Genomic DNA, 13,969 nt, shown 5'->3' with positions numbered 1-13,969 from the left:
TCCCTTCCTGTCCGGGCAGCAGGTCTTTTATCTGTTCCCACGCCTCGTCGCTTATATCGTGCCGGTGTATGCCTTCTTTTCTTTTCATGCTCCTTTTTTACCTCTTTCCCTTTATCCAGTCCACACTGCCTAGCCCTTCGCGTTCCGCGCCGCTTGCCGCCTCGCGCGGCGCGTCCGGCGACAGTTCCTGCCGGCATGAAACCAGCGCTCCCGCCGAAATGCATGCGGCGCTTGCCGCCAGAACCGCGCCCGCCAGAGCTTTTGCTGCGTTCATAAAACCCTCCTATGAGTTTTGCTGTTTTGCACTATATAAAACGGAGTCCGGCGTTTTGTCAACACGCGTGCGCAAAACCGCCGTCCGGTCTTTGTATATGCCGGCGCCGCGCACGGACAGTAAGCCGGCGGACAGGTAAGCGCCTGCCGAGCAGGTTTGCTGAAGGGCGAAAGCCTATATGCCGTAATACGAGTAAGGCGGTGCGTGTGCGTAGAAATTGCCGTTGCCTGTTTATGCGAAAACGAGTATGCTGTCGCAATGCCTATACCATTCAAACCGGCTCCGGTAGCGTCCGACCCCGCCCGCGCGGCGGAACGGCTGGGAACCGAGCCTATCGTCGCGCTACTCTTCCGCTTCTCCGTTCCGGCGATAACCGGCATGGTCGTGAACGCCCTCTACAACATAGTCGACCGTGCCTTTGTGGGGCGCGGCGTAAGCGCGCTGGCGCTCGGCGGGCTGGCACTCGTCATGCCGCTTATGACCATAATGGCGGCGTTTGCCATGCTATTCGGCGTGGGCGCGGCGAACATGATTTCGGTGCGGCTGGGCGAAGGGCGGAAGGACGAGGCGGAGAACGCGCTCAACCACTGCTTCCTGCTGCTGGTGTTGAGCGGCGTGGTGATGACGACGGTGTGCCTCCCGTCCCTCGACTTCCTTGTATCTCTGCTGGGGGCGCAGGAGGGAAGCGAATCGCTCGAATACACGCGCGAGTATTTCCGCATTATCTTGATCGGGGCGGTGTTCTCGACGGTCGGCTTCGGTTTTTCGCATTGCACCCGCGCGCAGGGCTTCCCGAAGATTACTATGGTCGGCATGCTTATCGGCGCGGCGACGAATGCGCTGCTCGACCCGCTATTCATATTCGTGTTCCACTGGGGCGTGAAAGGCGCGGCGCTGGCGACGATCATCTCGCAGTGCGCCTCGTCGGTGTGGATTCTCGCCTTCAGCTTCAGCCAAAAAGCGCTTATCCGGCTCCGCCTCCGGACATTCAAGCCGTCGCTGAAAATCGTGGCGCAGATTGTCTCGTTCGGTTCGGCGCAGTCCCTGCTACAGGTCGTCATGTCCGGCGTGCAGCTGCTCTACAACACAAGCATGAGTCGCTACGGCGTGGAAAGTCTCGGCGTACCCAACGGAGGAGACATTGCGCTTTCAGGCATGAACATACAAGGCTCGGTGATGTTCCTGTTTCTTATGCCCGTGTTCGGAATTAACCAGGGCGCACAGCCGATACTGGGCTACAACTACGGCGCGCGGCAGTTCAAACGCGTCAAAAAAACCTACCTCTACGCAGTCGCCGCGGCGACGTCCGTCTGCCTCGTGGGCTTCATCCTCGCCGAAGCGTTTCCCGGCTCTCTCGTGAGCATATTCGCGCCGGACGGCGACCCTAAGCTGGTGAGCTTTGCGATATGGACGATACGCGTCGCGCTCATACTGCTGCCGGTAGTCGGGTTCCAAGTCGTGTCTTCAAACGTGTTCGTCGTAACCGGACGCCCCAAAACGGCCATATTCCTCTCAATGCTCCGCCAGTGCGTGCTGCTTATCCCGTGCATTCTGCTTTTCGGCAGGCTCTGGAAGCTGAAGGGAATCGTCGCCGCGGCGCCCGTCGCGGACGCCTGCTCGTCAGTATTCACCGCGGTGCTGATATACTTCGAGATGAAGAAGCTGTCGCGGAAAACGTAGCGCGGCGGGCGTTTTACAAAAACGGCTACAGAGCTGCACGATAATGCAGGCGTCTCATGCACGCCCGTGCAAGCGCCGACTTCCCCTGCTTTGTTCGTTACCTCTGTGCCGCTTTGTTCGCTACCTCTGTGCTGTCCAGTACGTTGCCTCTGTGCTGGGCTATTCGTTGCCTCTGTGCCATTCCACCCATCTTTACCCACATGCCGAGTTTACGGCGATCCTCTGCAAGCAGTAGTGTCGGTCTCCTGCACGGGCGGGTGTCGGTCTCGCGCGCGGACAGACGTCCGGCCGGGCATAAAAAAGGCAGGGCGGGTGCCCTGCCTGCGCGCGTTATTGAAAACTCCTGTCTGTTATTTTACAAACTTGCCGTTTCGCTGCAGCGCTTTCACGTCGTCCTTGCTGAAGGATATGAAACAGTCAAGCCAAGGTATGTGAGTATTGCCTTTTTCCGCCACCTTAATGCCGTTTGCAAGCAATGCCGCTTCCGGCCGGTCATTATCCTCGCAGGAATAAATGTCAAGCCGGTACAAGCCCTTTCCGACTGTGACTTGGGTCGTGTACTTAATCTCAAATGTGCCGCCGTCCTTGCGGTATACGGTAACGGCACTCGAAAAAAAGCCCCGTTCAGCACCGGTCTCCTGCTGTGCGTTGCTTTGCGGGGCAACGCCCTGCGTACAAGACAGCGTGAGAACTGCGGATAATCCAGCCGCCGCAGCCGCTTTGATAAATCTTTGCATTTGCGAGCTCCTTTGTTCAAAAATGTGTTTTATTGCTGCGAAGATTGCGCGCGCCTCAATCCTCTGCAACGGATAAAACATGTTCAATACTTTAACATGGTAAACATATTCAGTCAATAGGGCTTTTTGGCAAAAACCTCCGCCAAGGGCTGCGTCCGGCTCTTTGCCGCCCTTATCGTTACCTCTGTTAAGCCCTTAACGCTGCCTCTGATACGCCCATATCGTCGTCTCTGTTAAGGGCATATCAGAGCCTCTGATATGGGCGTATGAGCGCGGCGCGGCTTTACCTATAGGCGAAAACAAAGGCGCCCACCCTTTATGCAAGTTTGCCGCAAGCCGCAGGCGAGCGACAAACTTGGACGTTCGGCTACCGCCGAACGCCGTTGCCTTTCCCCCGCCGAACGGCTACTATTGCCCGCTATGGAAGATATGCTTATTGTAAAGGGCGCCCGCGAGCACAACCTCAAGAACATAGACGTGGAGCTTCCGCGCAACAAGCTCATCGTCATATCCGGTTTGTCCGGGTCGGGCAAAAGTTCGCTCGCGTTCGACACGATTTTCGCCGAGGGGCAGCGCCGCTACGTGGAGAGCCTGTCCGCCTACGCGCGGCAGTTTCTGGGGCGCTTGGATAAGCCGGACATAGATTATATCGAGGGACTGTCCCCCGCCATATCTATCGAGCAGAAATCGACGCACCGCAACCCTCGCTCCACCGTCGGCACCGTTACCGAAATCTTCGACTACTACCGCCTCCTGTTCGCCCGAATCGGCGTTCCCCACTGCCCCAAGTGCGGGCGCCCGATACGGGAGCAGTCCACCGACCAGATAATCGGCACGATTATGGGCTGGGGAGACGGCGTCCGCATACAAATCCTGTCGCCGGTCATCCGCGGCAAGAAGGGCGAGCACCAGAAAATCCTCGACGACGCGAAAAAGTCCGGCTACGCCCGCGCCCGAATCGACGGGCTGACCGTGGAACTGGGTGACGCAATCAAGCTGGACAAACAGAAGAAGCACACAATCGAGCTGCTCGTCGACCGAATCGCGCTGTCCGCCGATTCGCGGCAGCGGCTCGCCGACTCGGTGGAAGCCGCGCTGCAAGGCTCCGGCGGAATCATCGTGGTAACGCGGCAGGCGCAGGAAGGCGGGAGCGAAAAGGAGGAGTTCTTTTCGCAGAAAAACGCCTGCCCCGACTGCGGCGTCTCGGTGCCGGAGCTTCAGCCGCGACTCTTTTCGTTCAACAACCCCTTCGGCGCGTGCCCCGAATGTCTCGGGCTGGGCGAAAAAATGGAGTTCGACCTCGGACTGATGATTCCCGACCGGCGGCTCTCGTTCAGCGAGGGCGGGCTGGCGCCGTTCAATCCGGACTCCGAGTGGAACCGCTGCCGCTTCGAGGCCATAGCCCAGTATTCGGGTTATGCGCTCGACACGCCCTACGAGCGGCTTACGGACGCGCAGTGGAACGTCCTGCTGAACGGTTCCGCCGAGCCGCTCCACTTCGTGTACCACAAGCAGTCCGGCGAGGGGCATTCGGTGTACAACCAGAAGTGGCACGGCTTGTTCGCCGAGATGAAGCGCCGCTACAACGAGACATTCTCGCAGGGGCAGAAGGATAACCTCGAAAAGTTTATGGCGCACCGGTTCTGCGAAACCTGCGGCGGCAAGCGGCTCAAGCCGGAGGCGCTCGCGGTAACGGTGGGCGGCAAGAACATTCACGAGCTGTGCTGCCTGTCGGTGGAGGAGTCGCTCGCGTTCTTCGGCGCGCTGACGCTCAGCGACACGGAACGGCAGATAGCCGCGCAAATCGACAAGGAAATCCGCGCCCGTCTGCGCTTCATGCAGAACGTCGGCTTGGACTATCTGACGCTGGAGCGCAAGTCGGCGACGCTGTCGGGCGGCGAGGCGCAGCGGATACGCCTTGCGACGCAAATCGGCTCAAGCCTCGTGGGGGTGCTCTATATCCTCGACGAGCCGTCTATCGGGCTGCACCAGCGGGACAACCAGCGGCTTATCGACACGCTCGCCTATCTGCGGGATTTGGGCAACACGCTTATCGTAGTGGAGCACGACGAACAGACGCTCCGCACCGCCGACTGGATTATCGATATGGGTCCGGGCGCGGGGGTGCACGGCGGCAGAGTGGTCGCGGCGGGAACGCCGGAAGCCGTAATGCGGGTGCCGGAGAGCCTGACGGGGCAATACCTTGCGGGGACGCTCGTCATGGATATACCCGTCGAGCGGCGGGCGGGCAACGGGCACGCGCTCAAGATTGTGGGCGCGACGGAGCACAACCTGAAGGGCGTATCGGCGGAAATTCCGCTCGGCACATTCACCTGCATTACGGGCGTGTCGGGCTCGGGCAAATCGACGCTGCTGAGCGACATTCTGTACCCGGCGGCGTCAAACCGGCTTATGCGCACGTCCTATGAAGAGGGCGCGTACCGGGAAATCCGCGGGCTGGAGCATATTGACAAGGTCATAAACATAGACCAAAGCCCTATCGGGCGCACGCCGCGCTCCAACCCCGCGACCTACGTGGGCGTGTTCAACGGAATCCGCGAACTGTTCGCCAGCCTGCCGGACGCGAAGGCGCGGGGCTACAAATCGGGGCGCTTCAGCTTTAACGTGCGGGGCGGACGCTGCGAGAACTGTCAGGGCGCGGGCACCATTACGATAGAGATGAATTTCCTGCCGGACGTGTACATTCCCTGCGACGTATGCGAGGGCAGGCGCTTCAACCGCGAAACGCTGGAAGTGCGCTTCAAAGGCAAGAACGTTGACGACGTCCTGTGTATGACGATTGAGGAGGCGGCAGACTTTTTTGCGCCTATCCCGCATATCGCGCGGAAGCTGGACACGCTCCTGTCGGTGGGGCTGGGCTATATCAAAATGGGGCAGTCGGCGCTGACGCTGTCGGGCGGGGAGGCGCAGCGGGTGAAGCTGGCGAACGAACTTGCCCGACGCTCGACGGGAAAGACGCTCTACCTTCTCGACGAGCCGACGACGGGCTTGCATTTTGCGGACGTGAAGCAGCTCATGCAGGTGATTCAGCGGCTTGCCGATCAGGGCAACACGGTGGCGATGATTGAGCACAACCTCGACGTCATTGTGCAGGCGGACCGCATTATCGACCTGGGACCCGAAGGCGGGTTCCGCGGCGGGGAAATAGTCGCGTCGGGCACGCCGGAAGAAGTGGCGCGGAACGCGGCGTCGCACACGGGGCGCTACGTGCGGGAAATGCTTGAGCGGCGGGGAACGCGCGCATAGCCCGCCCTATATGCCGAGTTCTCTGAAAGAACTCGGACGTTACCCGTGCGGAGCACGGGTAACGCAAAAAAGGCGGGGAAGCATGTTTGCCTCCCCGCCTTTTTTGCGTGTGCAGTGCGGCGCAAAACGCGCCGTCTTATTCTATGACCAGAGCGGTTACATTCAGCATGTTAAACTTGAAGTGACAGTCCCTGACCGGGTTGCGCGTTTCGCTATAATCCCACGTTCTAATCCCTGCCGCTTCAAACTGGTCGCGCGCTTCTCTGGCGTAGTCGACCGACCAAATGGACGTTTCCAGCACGGCGTCCGTCCCGACGTATTTCGGGTAAAGGTATTTCTGTGTTTCTTTGGTAAAATGGCCTTTCACAAGCCCCCCGGTCGTCGACGCCCGTCCGTTTTTGCCGAAAAAACTGTATTCCGTGTATGTACTGGGCTCCGCCGCGGCGCCCCGTTCGGGAGCGGCGTCTTTCGGCGCGTTGAGCGCGCCGCCGCACGAAGCGAACGAGACGGCGGTCAGCGCCGCCAGAAACAAACCGAGCTTTTTCATAGAGCCTCCTCACGTTTGCACAAATGCTGAAAGCACAGCCGATTCGTGTGTCTACGACACCCGGTTATCGTACCGGCGGGCAGCAGTAAATCCGTCTCTCAGGCAAGCGCTGAAAGCGGACGCTTCTCAAGCCGTCGCACACCCGCACATATACGCTAACATCACGCACCGGAAATGTCAAGCGGAATGACAGCGCCGGCAAACATATTTTCCGCGCCCTGCTCGTCCCAACCGCGCCGGGTTTTGTGACACGGGCGCTTCACGACCTCTGAAGTGCGCACTTCACAAACCCTGACACGCGCACTTCATGACTTCTGAAGTGCGCGCTTCACAACCTCTGAAGTGCCCGTGTCAGGCTTTGAAACCTGCCCGTGTTTCGCCTTGAAACCTGCGCGTGTTTCACTGTAGATAAAAAGAGGCTTCCGCCTATAGGCAAGAGCCTCTAATGCCCGCGAGTTTGCAACAAATAGCGTTGTCTATAGGCAGGAGCCTATGCGCACCCTATATGCCGAGTTCTTTCAGAGAACTCGGACGTTCCCTACGGGGAACGCCGGGTTCAGCATTCGCGGCTAAATGCCGAAACATTACACAGGAGCATATATGAAGAAACTAGGATTTGGCTTAATGCGGCTGCCTCTTTCCGACGCGGGCAACCCGCAGAGCATAGACCTGCCGCAGGTGTGCCGCATGACGGACTGCTTTCTGGAAAAGGGCTTTACCTATTTCGACACCGCCTATCCCTATCATCAGGGCACGAGCGAGGTCGCCGCACGGAAGGCGCTGGTCGAGCGGCACCCGCGCGCTTCGTTCACCCTTGCCGACAAAATGCCGACGTGGCTGATAACGGACAGCGGGGACTATCAGAAATACTTCGACGAGCAGCTTGCGCGCTGCGGCGTCGATTATTTCGACTATTACCTACTGCACGCGCTCGACAAAAAGAACTATGCCGACACGCTCAAGCACGGCGGCTTCGCGTTCATGCAGCGGCTGAAAGCCGAGGGGAAGGTGAAGCGCGCCGGGTTCTCCTTCCACGACAAAGCCGAAGTGCTGGAGCAAATCCTTGCGGAGCACCCGGAAATGGAGTTCGTCCAGCTCCAAATCAACTATGTCGACTGGGAGAGCAAGTCCGTCGAGGCGCGCCGGTGCTACGAGACGGCGACGAAGCACCATAAGCCGGTCATCGTCATGGAACCGGTAAAGGGCGGCTTGCTCGCGGCGCTTCCCCCGGAGGCGGAGCGGCTGTTCAAAGCGGCGCGGCGGGACGCGAGCACCGCGTCGTGGGCGCTGCGCTATGCCGCCTCGCTCGACAACGTCGCCGTCGTGCTGAGCGGCATGAGCAATTTCGATCAGCTTGCCGACAACGTGTCGCATATGCAGGACTTCGCGCCACTGGACGGCGCGGAGCGGAAAGTCGTCGAGGCGGCAGCGGAACTCCTCAATGCCGGTAGCGCGATTCCCTGCACGGCGTGCCAGTATTGCGTCGACGGCTGCCCGCAGAACATACCGATACCGAAATACTTCACGCTCTATAACGACCGGAAACGGTTCCGGCTTGCGCCCAACCACGCGAACTCTTACCGGAATCTGGCGCAGTCGCACGGCAAAGCCGGCGACTGTATTGAATGCGGACAATGCGAGGCGGCGTGCCCGCAGCATTTGAAAATCACCGAGCTTCTCAAAGAGGTTTCCGCCGTGTTTGACGCCCCTGCGCAGAAAAAGTAGCCGGAGGCGAGCTTGTTGCGGAAGAAGTTTTTAGCAAAGCTATCACTGATACTGTTTGTATTTCTGTATACGGAGGCAAGAATGGAACTGAATGCGCAAAATAAAGGCGGGAAGGGCCGCCCGCTGGTTGCCTATTTTTCGTGGGGCGGGAATACCCGCTCGGTCGCGGAGCAGATTCAACGGGCTGTCGGCGGCGACCTGTTTGAAATCAAGACGGTCAAGCCGTATCCCGCGGAGTACCGCCCGGCGACGGAGGTCGCCAAACAGGAGCAGGACGCTGACGCCCGTCCGGAGCTTGCGGCTCGGGTAAACGGCGTGGATTCCTACGGCGTCGTCTTCCTCGGCTACCCGAACTGGTGGGGCACAATCCCTATGCCGCTGTACACTTTCCTTGAGTCATACGACTTTTCGGGAAAGACCATATTCCCCTTCTGCACCAACGGCGGGAGCGGCTTAGGGCGGAGCGTCAGCGACATACAGAAACTCTGCCCGAAGGCAACGGTCGGAGAAGGGCTGGCGATCCGCACCGAACACGCAAAGAGCGCCCAAAACGACGTAACGGCGTGGCTACGGAAACAGGGACTGGCGAAATAGGGCATAGTGGCAAAACCGACGGAGGCGTTCGGTGCACCGGCTTTGCCGTTATGCCTCACCCCTATGAAACGAGAAAGAGAATAAGCTTTGCTTATTCTCTTTCTCTCCCGTCCGTTCGACAGCCCCGCTTGACGCTTGCTCTTATGCCTTTACCTATAGCAAAGCAAACTCGGTAGCACGCCTTCGGTGTGCGGCAGTTTCCTCAAGAAAGGCGGTCGTTCCCCGCACGGAGAACGCCTTATGTGCGTGCTTTGCCTTTCTGCCGAGTTCTTTCAAAGAACTCGGGCGTTGCCCGCAAAGGTAAGGCCTTAGTCGCGGGGTGCGCAACCGTACAGTTGTGCGCCTAACAACCGTGCGGTTGTGTGCCTGCATACTGGAGAGTAGCGTAACTGTGCACCGGATAGGTACGCGCCGCACATACGGCACGTCCTGATTCCCCAAGCGGGACGGCGGGAGTTTGCGGCAAAAGGGCTTTGCCTTTCGCTCGCCAAACGCCTCGTTTCATGCGCACCAAGCGTCTCCCTTGGTGCCTACCAAGCGTCTCCCTTGGTGCCCACCAAGCGTCTCCCTTGGTGCCCACCAAGCGTCTCCCTTGGTGCCCGTGTTTCGCGTTCCGCGCGCGAAACGCCGGACAGTCCGCGGTAGAGCCGGAGCCAGCTATCGTAGCGTTCCGCGCTGACCGCCCCCGTCCTGACCGCCGCGCGGACGGCGCAGCCCGCCTCGCGCACGTGCGAACACGACATTCCGAAGGCGCACTTTCCCACGCGCGGCTTGATTTCCGGAAAATACAGCGCCGCCTCCCCCGCTTCCACGCCGTGCAGCAGGAAGCGCCTGACCCCCGGCGTGTCGACCGCCGACGCGGAGCCGTCTCCCAGCTTCAGGTGCAGCAGCACCCCCTGCGCCGTCGTGTGCGCGCCGCGTCGGTATTTTGCCGAAAGCGCGCCGACGCGCTGGGCGCACACCGAATCGAGCGCGTTCACTATGCTCGATTTGCCTACGCCCGACTGCCCGACCAGCGCCGACCGCTTCCCCGTCATGAGCGCCGAAAGCGCGTCCAAGCCTTCGTCCGTTCTGGCGGACAGGCGGACGACGCGGATTCCGAGCGACTCCCAAATGCGGAGGTACACCGCGCACTCGGCGGAGACCGGCAGGTCGCACTTGTTCACCACGACGGCGGGACTAATGCCGTCGTGCGCCGCCTGAATCAGCGCCCGGTCGACGAATCGAGGGCGGAACGGCGGCTCATCGGGGGCGGTAACGATAAGCGCGTAGTCGAGGTTTGCGGCGAGCGCCTGCGGGGCGCGACCCTTCAGGTTCCAGCGCACGAAGACATTTCTGCGCGCGCCGAGCGCCGTAATCCGCCCGGCGCCGCACGCGTCGTCAGCTTCAAGCTTCACCTCGTCGCCCGGCGCGAGCGGGTTGTAGTAATGCCGCTCTTCTTTCAGGCGCTTGCCTTTGATAGTGCAGCGCAGCACCCTGCCGTCCGCGCATTCGACCGCAAATGCGTTGCTGGAACCGCACAGCACGGTTCCCGTCACTGCTTCATCAAGCCGAGCGGATTCACCAGCCGTCCGTTTTTGTACACCGTGAAATGCAGGTGCGGTCCCGTGCTCAGTCCCGTGCTGCCGACCGTGCCTATCATCGTGGAGGTGCTTGCCTTCCGCCCCCGCGATATGTTCAGCGTGTGCAGGTGTCCGTACAGCGTAACGTAGCCCGAATGGTGCTGGATTTTGACGTAGTTGCCGAAAGTGTTGTCCCACCCCGCCGCAATAACCGTGCCCGCCATTGCCGCGTAGACCGGCGTCCCGACCCCGCCCCGCGCGACCATGTCGACTCCGGTGTGGTACGAGCGCTTCCCGCTGCGGAACGGGTCGTCACGCCACCCAAAATAGGACGAAAAATACTTGAACTGGTTCCGAAGCGGCGTAACGAACAGGTCGCCGTTGATTTCCTGCCGCGCGACGAAATCCATTTGGGCGTCAGGCACGAACAGCACTGCGCCCGCTTTGAGCGGCTCGGACACGCCGAGCGCGTTCGCGGAGGCGCACTTCTCGGCGGACACCTCGTACTTCAGCGCAATCTGCCCGACCGTGTCCCCGTCCGCCTTCACCGTGTGCAGGATTCCCGGCATAGACGGGATTTTCAGGTATTGCCCCACCTGCAGCAGCCGCGACTGCTTTATGTTGTTCACGTTTATGAGCGTGTCCTGCGTCAGCCCGTACCGTTCGGAAAGCGCGCTTATCATGTCGCCTTTCTGTATCCGGTACACCGTATACGTGAGCGGCGGAATGGCTTCGGCGCCCGCGGGAACGCCGTCCTCCCCGTATTGCGCCTCGTCCGCCTGAAGCGCCGGGCTGACGTCTAATCCGTCCGCCTCGTCTTTCCCCTGCATACAGCCGACTACAGCGAGCACGCAGATTCCGGCGGCAACGCCCCTGATTCCGCCCCATCTTGCCTGATTCATTTTTCCTGCCCGTTCAGTTTGATTTTAAGCCCAGCCCCACCGCGTAGGTCTCGCAGGACCCGCTCCGGCAGGCTTTCGGCTTGCACGTTTTCGCGCCGGCGAAGCGCTCCCGAAGCAGACGCAGCAGCGCGCCTTCGCCGCCGCCCTGAAACAGCTTCACTGCGAAGTTTCCGCCCGGCGCCAGCATGTCCTGCGCGTAGCCGACGGCGCATTCCGCAAGCTCAAGCGAACGCGCCGTATCGGCGGTGCGGTTTCCGGTGGTCGGCGGAGCCGCGTCGCACAGCACCGCATGATACGGTCCCAGCGCCGCCGCCTGCCCCCTGACCGCGCTATCATACAAACTCCCCTGAATAAAGACAAGATTCCGCGCCGCCGCCTTGAGGGAAAGCGGCGACACATCGACGGCAGCGACACGTCCGCGCTCGCCCACCAGCCGCAGCGCAAAGAGCGTCCAACTTCCCGGAGCCGCGCCGAGGTCGAGCACCCGCGCGTGCTTTGCGAACAGGGCGAATTTCCCGTTCAGTTCCGCCAGCTTGTACACCGACCGCGCCGGATACCCTTCCGCAAAGGCTTTCCGCGACCAGAAATCCGGTTTTTCGTACTCGTCCCGCGCCATATTGCCTTTAGTATCGGGCGAAAACCTGAGAAACAGAACACCGCGCTCGGCGGCAGCCGAACGACCGAGTTTTCTGAAAAAACCCGGCATAGAGGCAAAGCCTCTTCCGCCTCTCGGTCAGCCCCGGTATACGCGCTCTTTGATCCATAAAAAACAGGGCTTTCGCCCTGCTTGTGCAGTCTTCAAAATGTGCTGAAACGAGGGGAAGGGAAGCGCGGCACAAACCGTTTGTTATACGAAGTTCCCCATTGCTACTTATATATTTTTGCCTGAAGCATTTTCTTTATTTTATCTTGCATTTCTATAACATGAAAACAAGTTTCAGTTAATTCATCTGTACTATTCTTATATGCTGATTTACCAACTTGCTTAAAAAAATTTATCTTATCTTTAATAACCAGCAAATCATCATCAATATTTTTATACCCGTCATTTATTAAATCTGTTTCAATAAATTTCGTTTTTTCATAATAATTCGTTAGTTCTTTTAGTAATTTACTAAAAGACAGTGTTTTTACACTGCTTTTTACACCAGCATCATTTACCCCAGAAAATTTTTTTATATTTTCTACAGTTTTATAGGTCGTGCTACAGAAATCTGAGTATTCAACGATTATATTTTTCTTTATTATATCGTTACGAATTGTTTTATTTTTTAAAAACATAACAACAGAACCACCGCCACTTCCAATAGAAACAATTGAGGCAATAAAAGTTAATACGTCAATGATTTCCATCTAATACACCAACTTTATTTTTGTTGTATCAAAGATTGACGTTATGGTTTTAGCTTCGATTGGACAACCTCCATTTTCAACTACCTTTTCCCAAAAGCGTGCATCAAAACTTCCATGCAAATAAATGTATCTTAGAATATAAATAAGTGTCCATTTATCTTGCAATTTCTCTACCTTTTCTTCGTACACAAAATGGTCTCGTATTTGATAAAACGTATAAACTTTACCCTTTTGCCATTCTTGATCTAAAAAATTTATTGCTTTTGATATTATATCCTCTTTAATTTCAAATTGCTCTTTAAAGTTTTCATGCCATTCACCTTCACTAAAAGTAGGATATAAGCCTACACTCCATGCATAAGCATATTCATCTGGTACTATGTGACTCGTCTGTGGATTAATCCATGTCTGTAAAATTTGAAACTTTTGTAACGAAAATAGGTATTTACTAACATCATCCATGTTTTATTCTCCTTAATTAAAAATTCAACATAATTTTACTATAATGTCAATAGGGCATTTCGTTTAACGTGAAAAGGCTACGATGTTTTTTTGGCGGCACAAAAGGGCTGCGTAGCAGTCCCGCCGCCCAAAATGTGCCGTAGCCGACCGGCAGGGAGCGGAAACCAAGCCGCTACTGAAGCGCGGCGCAAACCGTTTGTTATAACGATGATTTTTGCGCCCTCAAACTACACCCGATTTCTAGGTCGGACGCAGCAACAAAAAACCTGCCGCCATCGCCGGAAATTGAGTCGGGAGGTATACCGCCGTTATCCGTTTTTGCTGAAAGCCAACCCTTGGGTATGAAATACTCCGTTTACAATAGTGGTCACATTTGGATATGATTCACCACTAACATAATACGTGGCTGTGTTACCAATATAAGTATAAGTTCCTGAAGAGTACCCCCCTTTCCCAGAATACGCCCAAGTCGAGCTCGTTGCGACAACATGCCCTCCTTCGGTGTCATACCATGTGCCGATGAACGGATTAGCCCCGCCCTGATTTTGTCTGCTGAAATTACCGGGAAACGACTGACTACTGCCGTCGTTAAAGACGACATCGCCCGCAAAGCTGATGTTATCACCGCTGATAGTCGCGGTAAAAGTACCACCAGCGGTGCAAGTAAACGTAATCGCTGTGCCTGAAACACTTATCCTCCCGTTGCTTTCCAAATAACCGTGATAATATATCTCGTAATAATAAGAGCCGGTTGTTAACGCCCCCCCCCCCGATTCCGCGAACAGCATCAGTTGGTGCCACTCTTGCCACCGTCCGCGGGGCGTCCCGGAATACAAGGACAACGTCTTCTGTTGCAGAGCTGTAGT

The 13,969-nt window shown here is 57.5% G+C and carries 13 protein-coding genes; 4 read left to right on the top strand and 9 right to left on the bottom strand.

What is annotated here, in order from left to right; all coding sequences use genetic code 11:
- Positions 1 to 97: 97 nt before the first annotated feature.
- Positions 98 to 274, bottom strand: coding sequence for a hypothetical protein (locus AWU74_RS11380; protein ID WP_187150787.1), 177 nt, complete (start codon positions 272 to 274; stop codon positions 98 to 100).
- 258 nt (positions 275 to 532) lie between these two features.
- On the opposite strand from AWU74_RS11380, the gene AWU74_RS01575 reads away from it, so the two are divergent.
- Positions 533 to 1,954: an MATE family efflux transporter gene (locus AWU74_RS01575; protein ID WP_062326938.1), complete on the top strand. Its 1,422-nt coding sequence runs from the start codon at positions 533 to 535 to the stop codon at positions 1,952 to 1,954.
- 350 nt (positions 1,955 to 2,304) lie between these two features.
- On the opposite strand, the gene AWU74_RS01570 is transcribed toward AWU74_RS01575, so the two are convergent.
- Complete coding sequence (locus AWU74_RS01570; protein ID WP_062326931.1) at positions 2,305 to 2,808, bottom strand: hypothetical protein; 504 nt, start codon at positions 2,806 to 2,808, stop codon at positions 2,305 to 2,307.
- Positions 2,809 to 3,111: 303 nt separating this feature from the next.
- On the opposite strand from AWU74_RS01570, the gene uvrA reads away from it, so the two are divergent.
- Entirely contained in the window at positions 3,112 to 5,958 is a 2,847-nt protein-coding gene (gene uvrA, locus AWU74_RS01565; RefSeq protein ID WP_062326929.1) for an excinuclease ABC subunit UvrA, read from the top strand.
- 136 nt (positions 5,959 to 6,094) lie between these two features.
- Here the strand turns inward: uvrA and AWU74_RS01560 are convergent, their stop codons facing one another.
- Positions 6,095 to 6,505: a hypothetical protein gene (locus tag AWU74_RS01560; RefSeq protein ID WP_062326927.1), complete on the bottom strand. Its 411-nt coding sequence runs from the start codon at positions 6,503 to 6,505 to the stop codon at positions 6,095 to 6,097.
- Positions 6,506 to 7,105: 600 nt separating this feature from the next.
- Between AWU74_RS01560 and AWU74_RS01555 the strand changes: the two genes are divergently transcribed.
- Together AWU74_RS01555 and AWU74_RS01550 are read left to right on the top strand one after the other, a co-directional pair.
- Entirely contained in the window at positions 7,106 to 8,230 is a 1,125-nt protein-coding gene (locus tag AWU74_RS01555; protein WP_062326925.1) for an aldo/keto reductase, read from the top strand.
- 81 nt (positions 8,231 to 8,311) lie between these two features.
- Positions 8,312 to 8,824 (top strand): flavodoxin, encoded by a 513-nt coding sequence (locus AWU74_RS01550; protein ID WP_062326936.1) that lies wholly within the window; start codon positions 8,312 to 8,314, stop codon positions 8,822 to 8,824.
- 530 nt (positions 8,825 to 9,354) lie between these two features.
- Here AWU74_RS01550 and rsgA read toward each other — a convergent pair.
- The 6 genes from rsgA to AWU74_RS01520 form a co-directional block, all read right to left on the bottom strand.
- Positions 9,355 to 10,362 carry a ribosome small subunit-dependent GTPase A gene (gene rsgA, locus AWU74_RS01545; protein WP_162504651.1) on the bottom strand — a complete coding sequence of 336 codons (1,008 nt, stop codon included), beginning with the start codon at positions 10,360 to 10,362 and terminating at the stop codon, positions 9,355 to 9,357.
- Positions 10,359 to 11,288, bottom strand: coding sequence for a M23 family metallopeptidase (locus tag AWU74_RS01540; RefSeq protein WP_062326923.1), 930 nt, complete (start codon positions 11,286 to 11,288; stop codon positions 10,359 to 10,361). Before AWU74_RS01540 ends, rsgA begins: the two co-directional genes overlap by 4 nt.
- A 13-nt stretch (positions 11,289 to 11,301) precedes the next feature.
- Positions 11,302 to 11,904 carry an SAM-dependent methyltransferase gene (locus AWU74_RS01535; protein WP_062326933.1) on the bottom strand — a complete coding sequence of 201 codons (603 nt, stop codon included), beginning with the start codon at positions 11,902 to 11,904 and terminating at the stop codon, positions 11,302 to 11,304.
- 251 nt (positions 11,905 to 12,155) lie between these two features.
- Positions 12,156 to 12,641 (bottom strand): hypothetical protein, encoded by a 486-nt coding sequence (locus AWU74_RS01530; RefSeq protein ID WP_062326922.1) that lies wholly within the window; start codon positions 12,639 to 12,641, stop codon positions 12,156 to 12,158.
- On the bottom strand, positions 12,642 to 13,103 hold the full coding sequence (locus AWU74_RS01525; protein ID WP_062326920.1) for a hypothetical protein: 462 nt from the start codon (positions 13,101 to 13,103) through the stop codon (positions 12,642 to 12,644).
- 308 nt (positions 13,104 to 13,411) lie between these two features.
- The coding region (locus AWU74_RS01520) for a hypothetical protein (protein WP_238580119.1) at positions 13,412 to 13,969 on the bottom strand (558 nt) is incomplete at its 5' end.

This window comes from Treponema endosymbiont of Eucomonympha sp., assembly GCF_001028545.1.
Note: the sequence above shows the minus strand (reverse complement) of the source record. Positions and strands in the feature narration are given on the sequence as shown.

Excerpts from the sequence above, each read along its gene's own strand:
- AWU74_RS01560 (WP_062326927.1), bottom strand. The coding sequence starts at position 6,505 with ATGAAAAAGCTCGGTTTGTTTCTGGCGGCGCTGACCGCCGTCTCGTTC.
- AWU74_RS11380 (WP_187150787.1), bottom strand. The coding sequence starts at position 274 with ATGAACGCAGCAAAAGCTCTGGCGGGCGCGGTTCTGGCGGCAAGCGCC.
- AWU74_RS01555 (WP_062326925.1), top strand. The coding sequence starts at position 7,106 with ATGAAGAAACTAGGATTTGGCTTAATGCGGCTGCCTCTTTCCGACGCG.
- AWU74_RS01530 (WP_062326922.1), bottom strand. The coding sequence starts at position 12,641 with ATGGAAATCATTGACGTATTAACTTTTATTGCCTCAATTGTTTCTATT.
- AWU74_RS01535 (WP_062326933.1), bottom strand. The coding sequence starts at position 11,904 with ATGGCGCGGGACGAGTACGAAAAACCGGATTTCTGGTCGCGGAAAGCC.
- AWU74_RS01550 (WP_062326936.1), top strand. The coding sequence starts at position 8,312 with ATGGAACTGAATGCGCAAAATAAAGGCGGGAAGGGCCGCCCGCTGGTT.
- uvrA (WP_062326929.1), top strand. The coding sequence starts at position 3,112 with ATGGAAGATATGCTTATTGTAAAGGGCGCCCGCGAGCACAACCTCAAG.
- AWU74_RS01575 (WP_062326938.1), top strand. The coding sequence starts at position 533 with ATGCCTATACCATTCAAACCGGCTCCGGTAGCGTCCGACCCCGCCCGC.
- AWU74_RS01525 (WP_062326920.1), bottom strand. The coding sequence starts at position 13,103 with ATGGATGATGTTAGTAAATACCTATTTTCGTTACAAAAGTTTCAAATT.
- AWU74_RS01540 (WP_062326923.1), bottom strand. The coding sequence starts at position 11,288 with ATGAATCAGGCAAGATGGGGCGGAATCAGGGGCGTTGCCGCCGGAATC.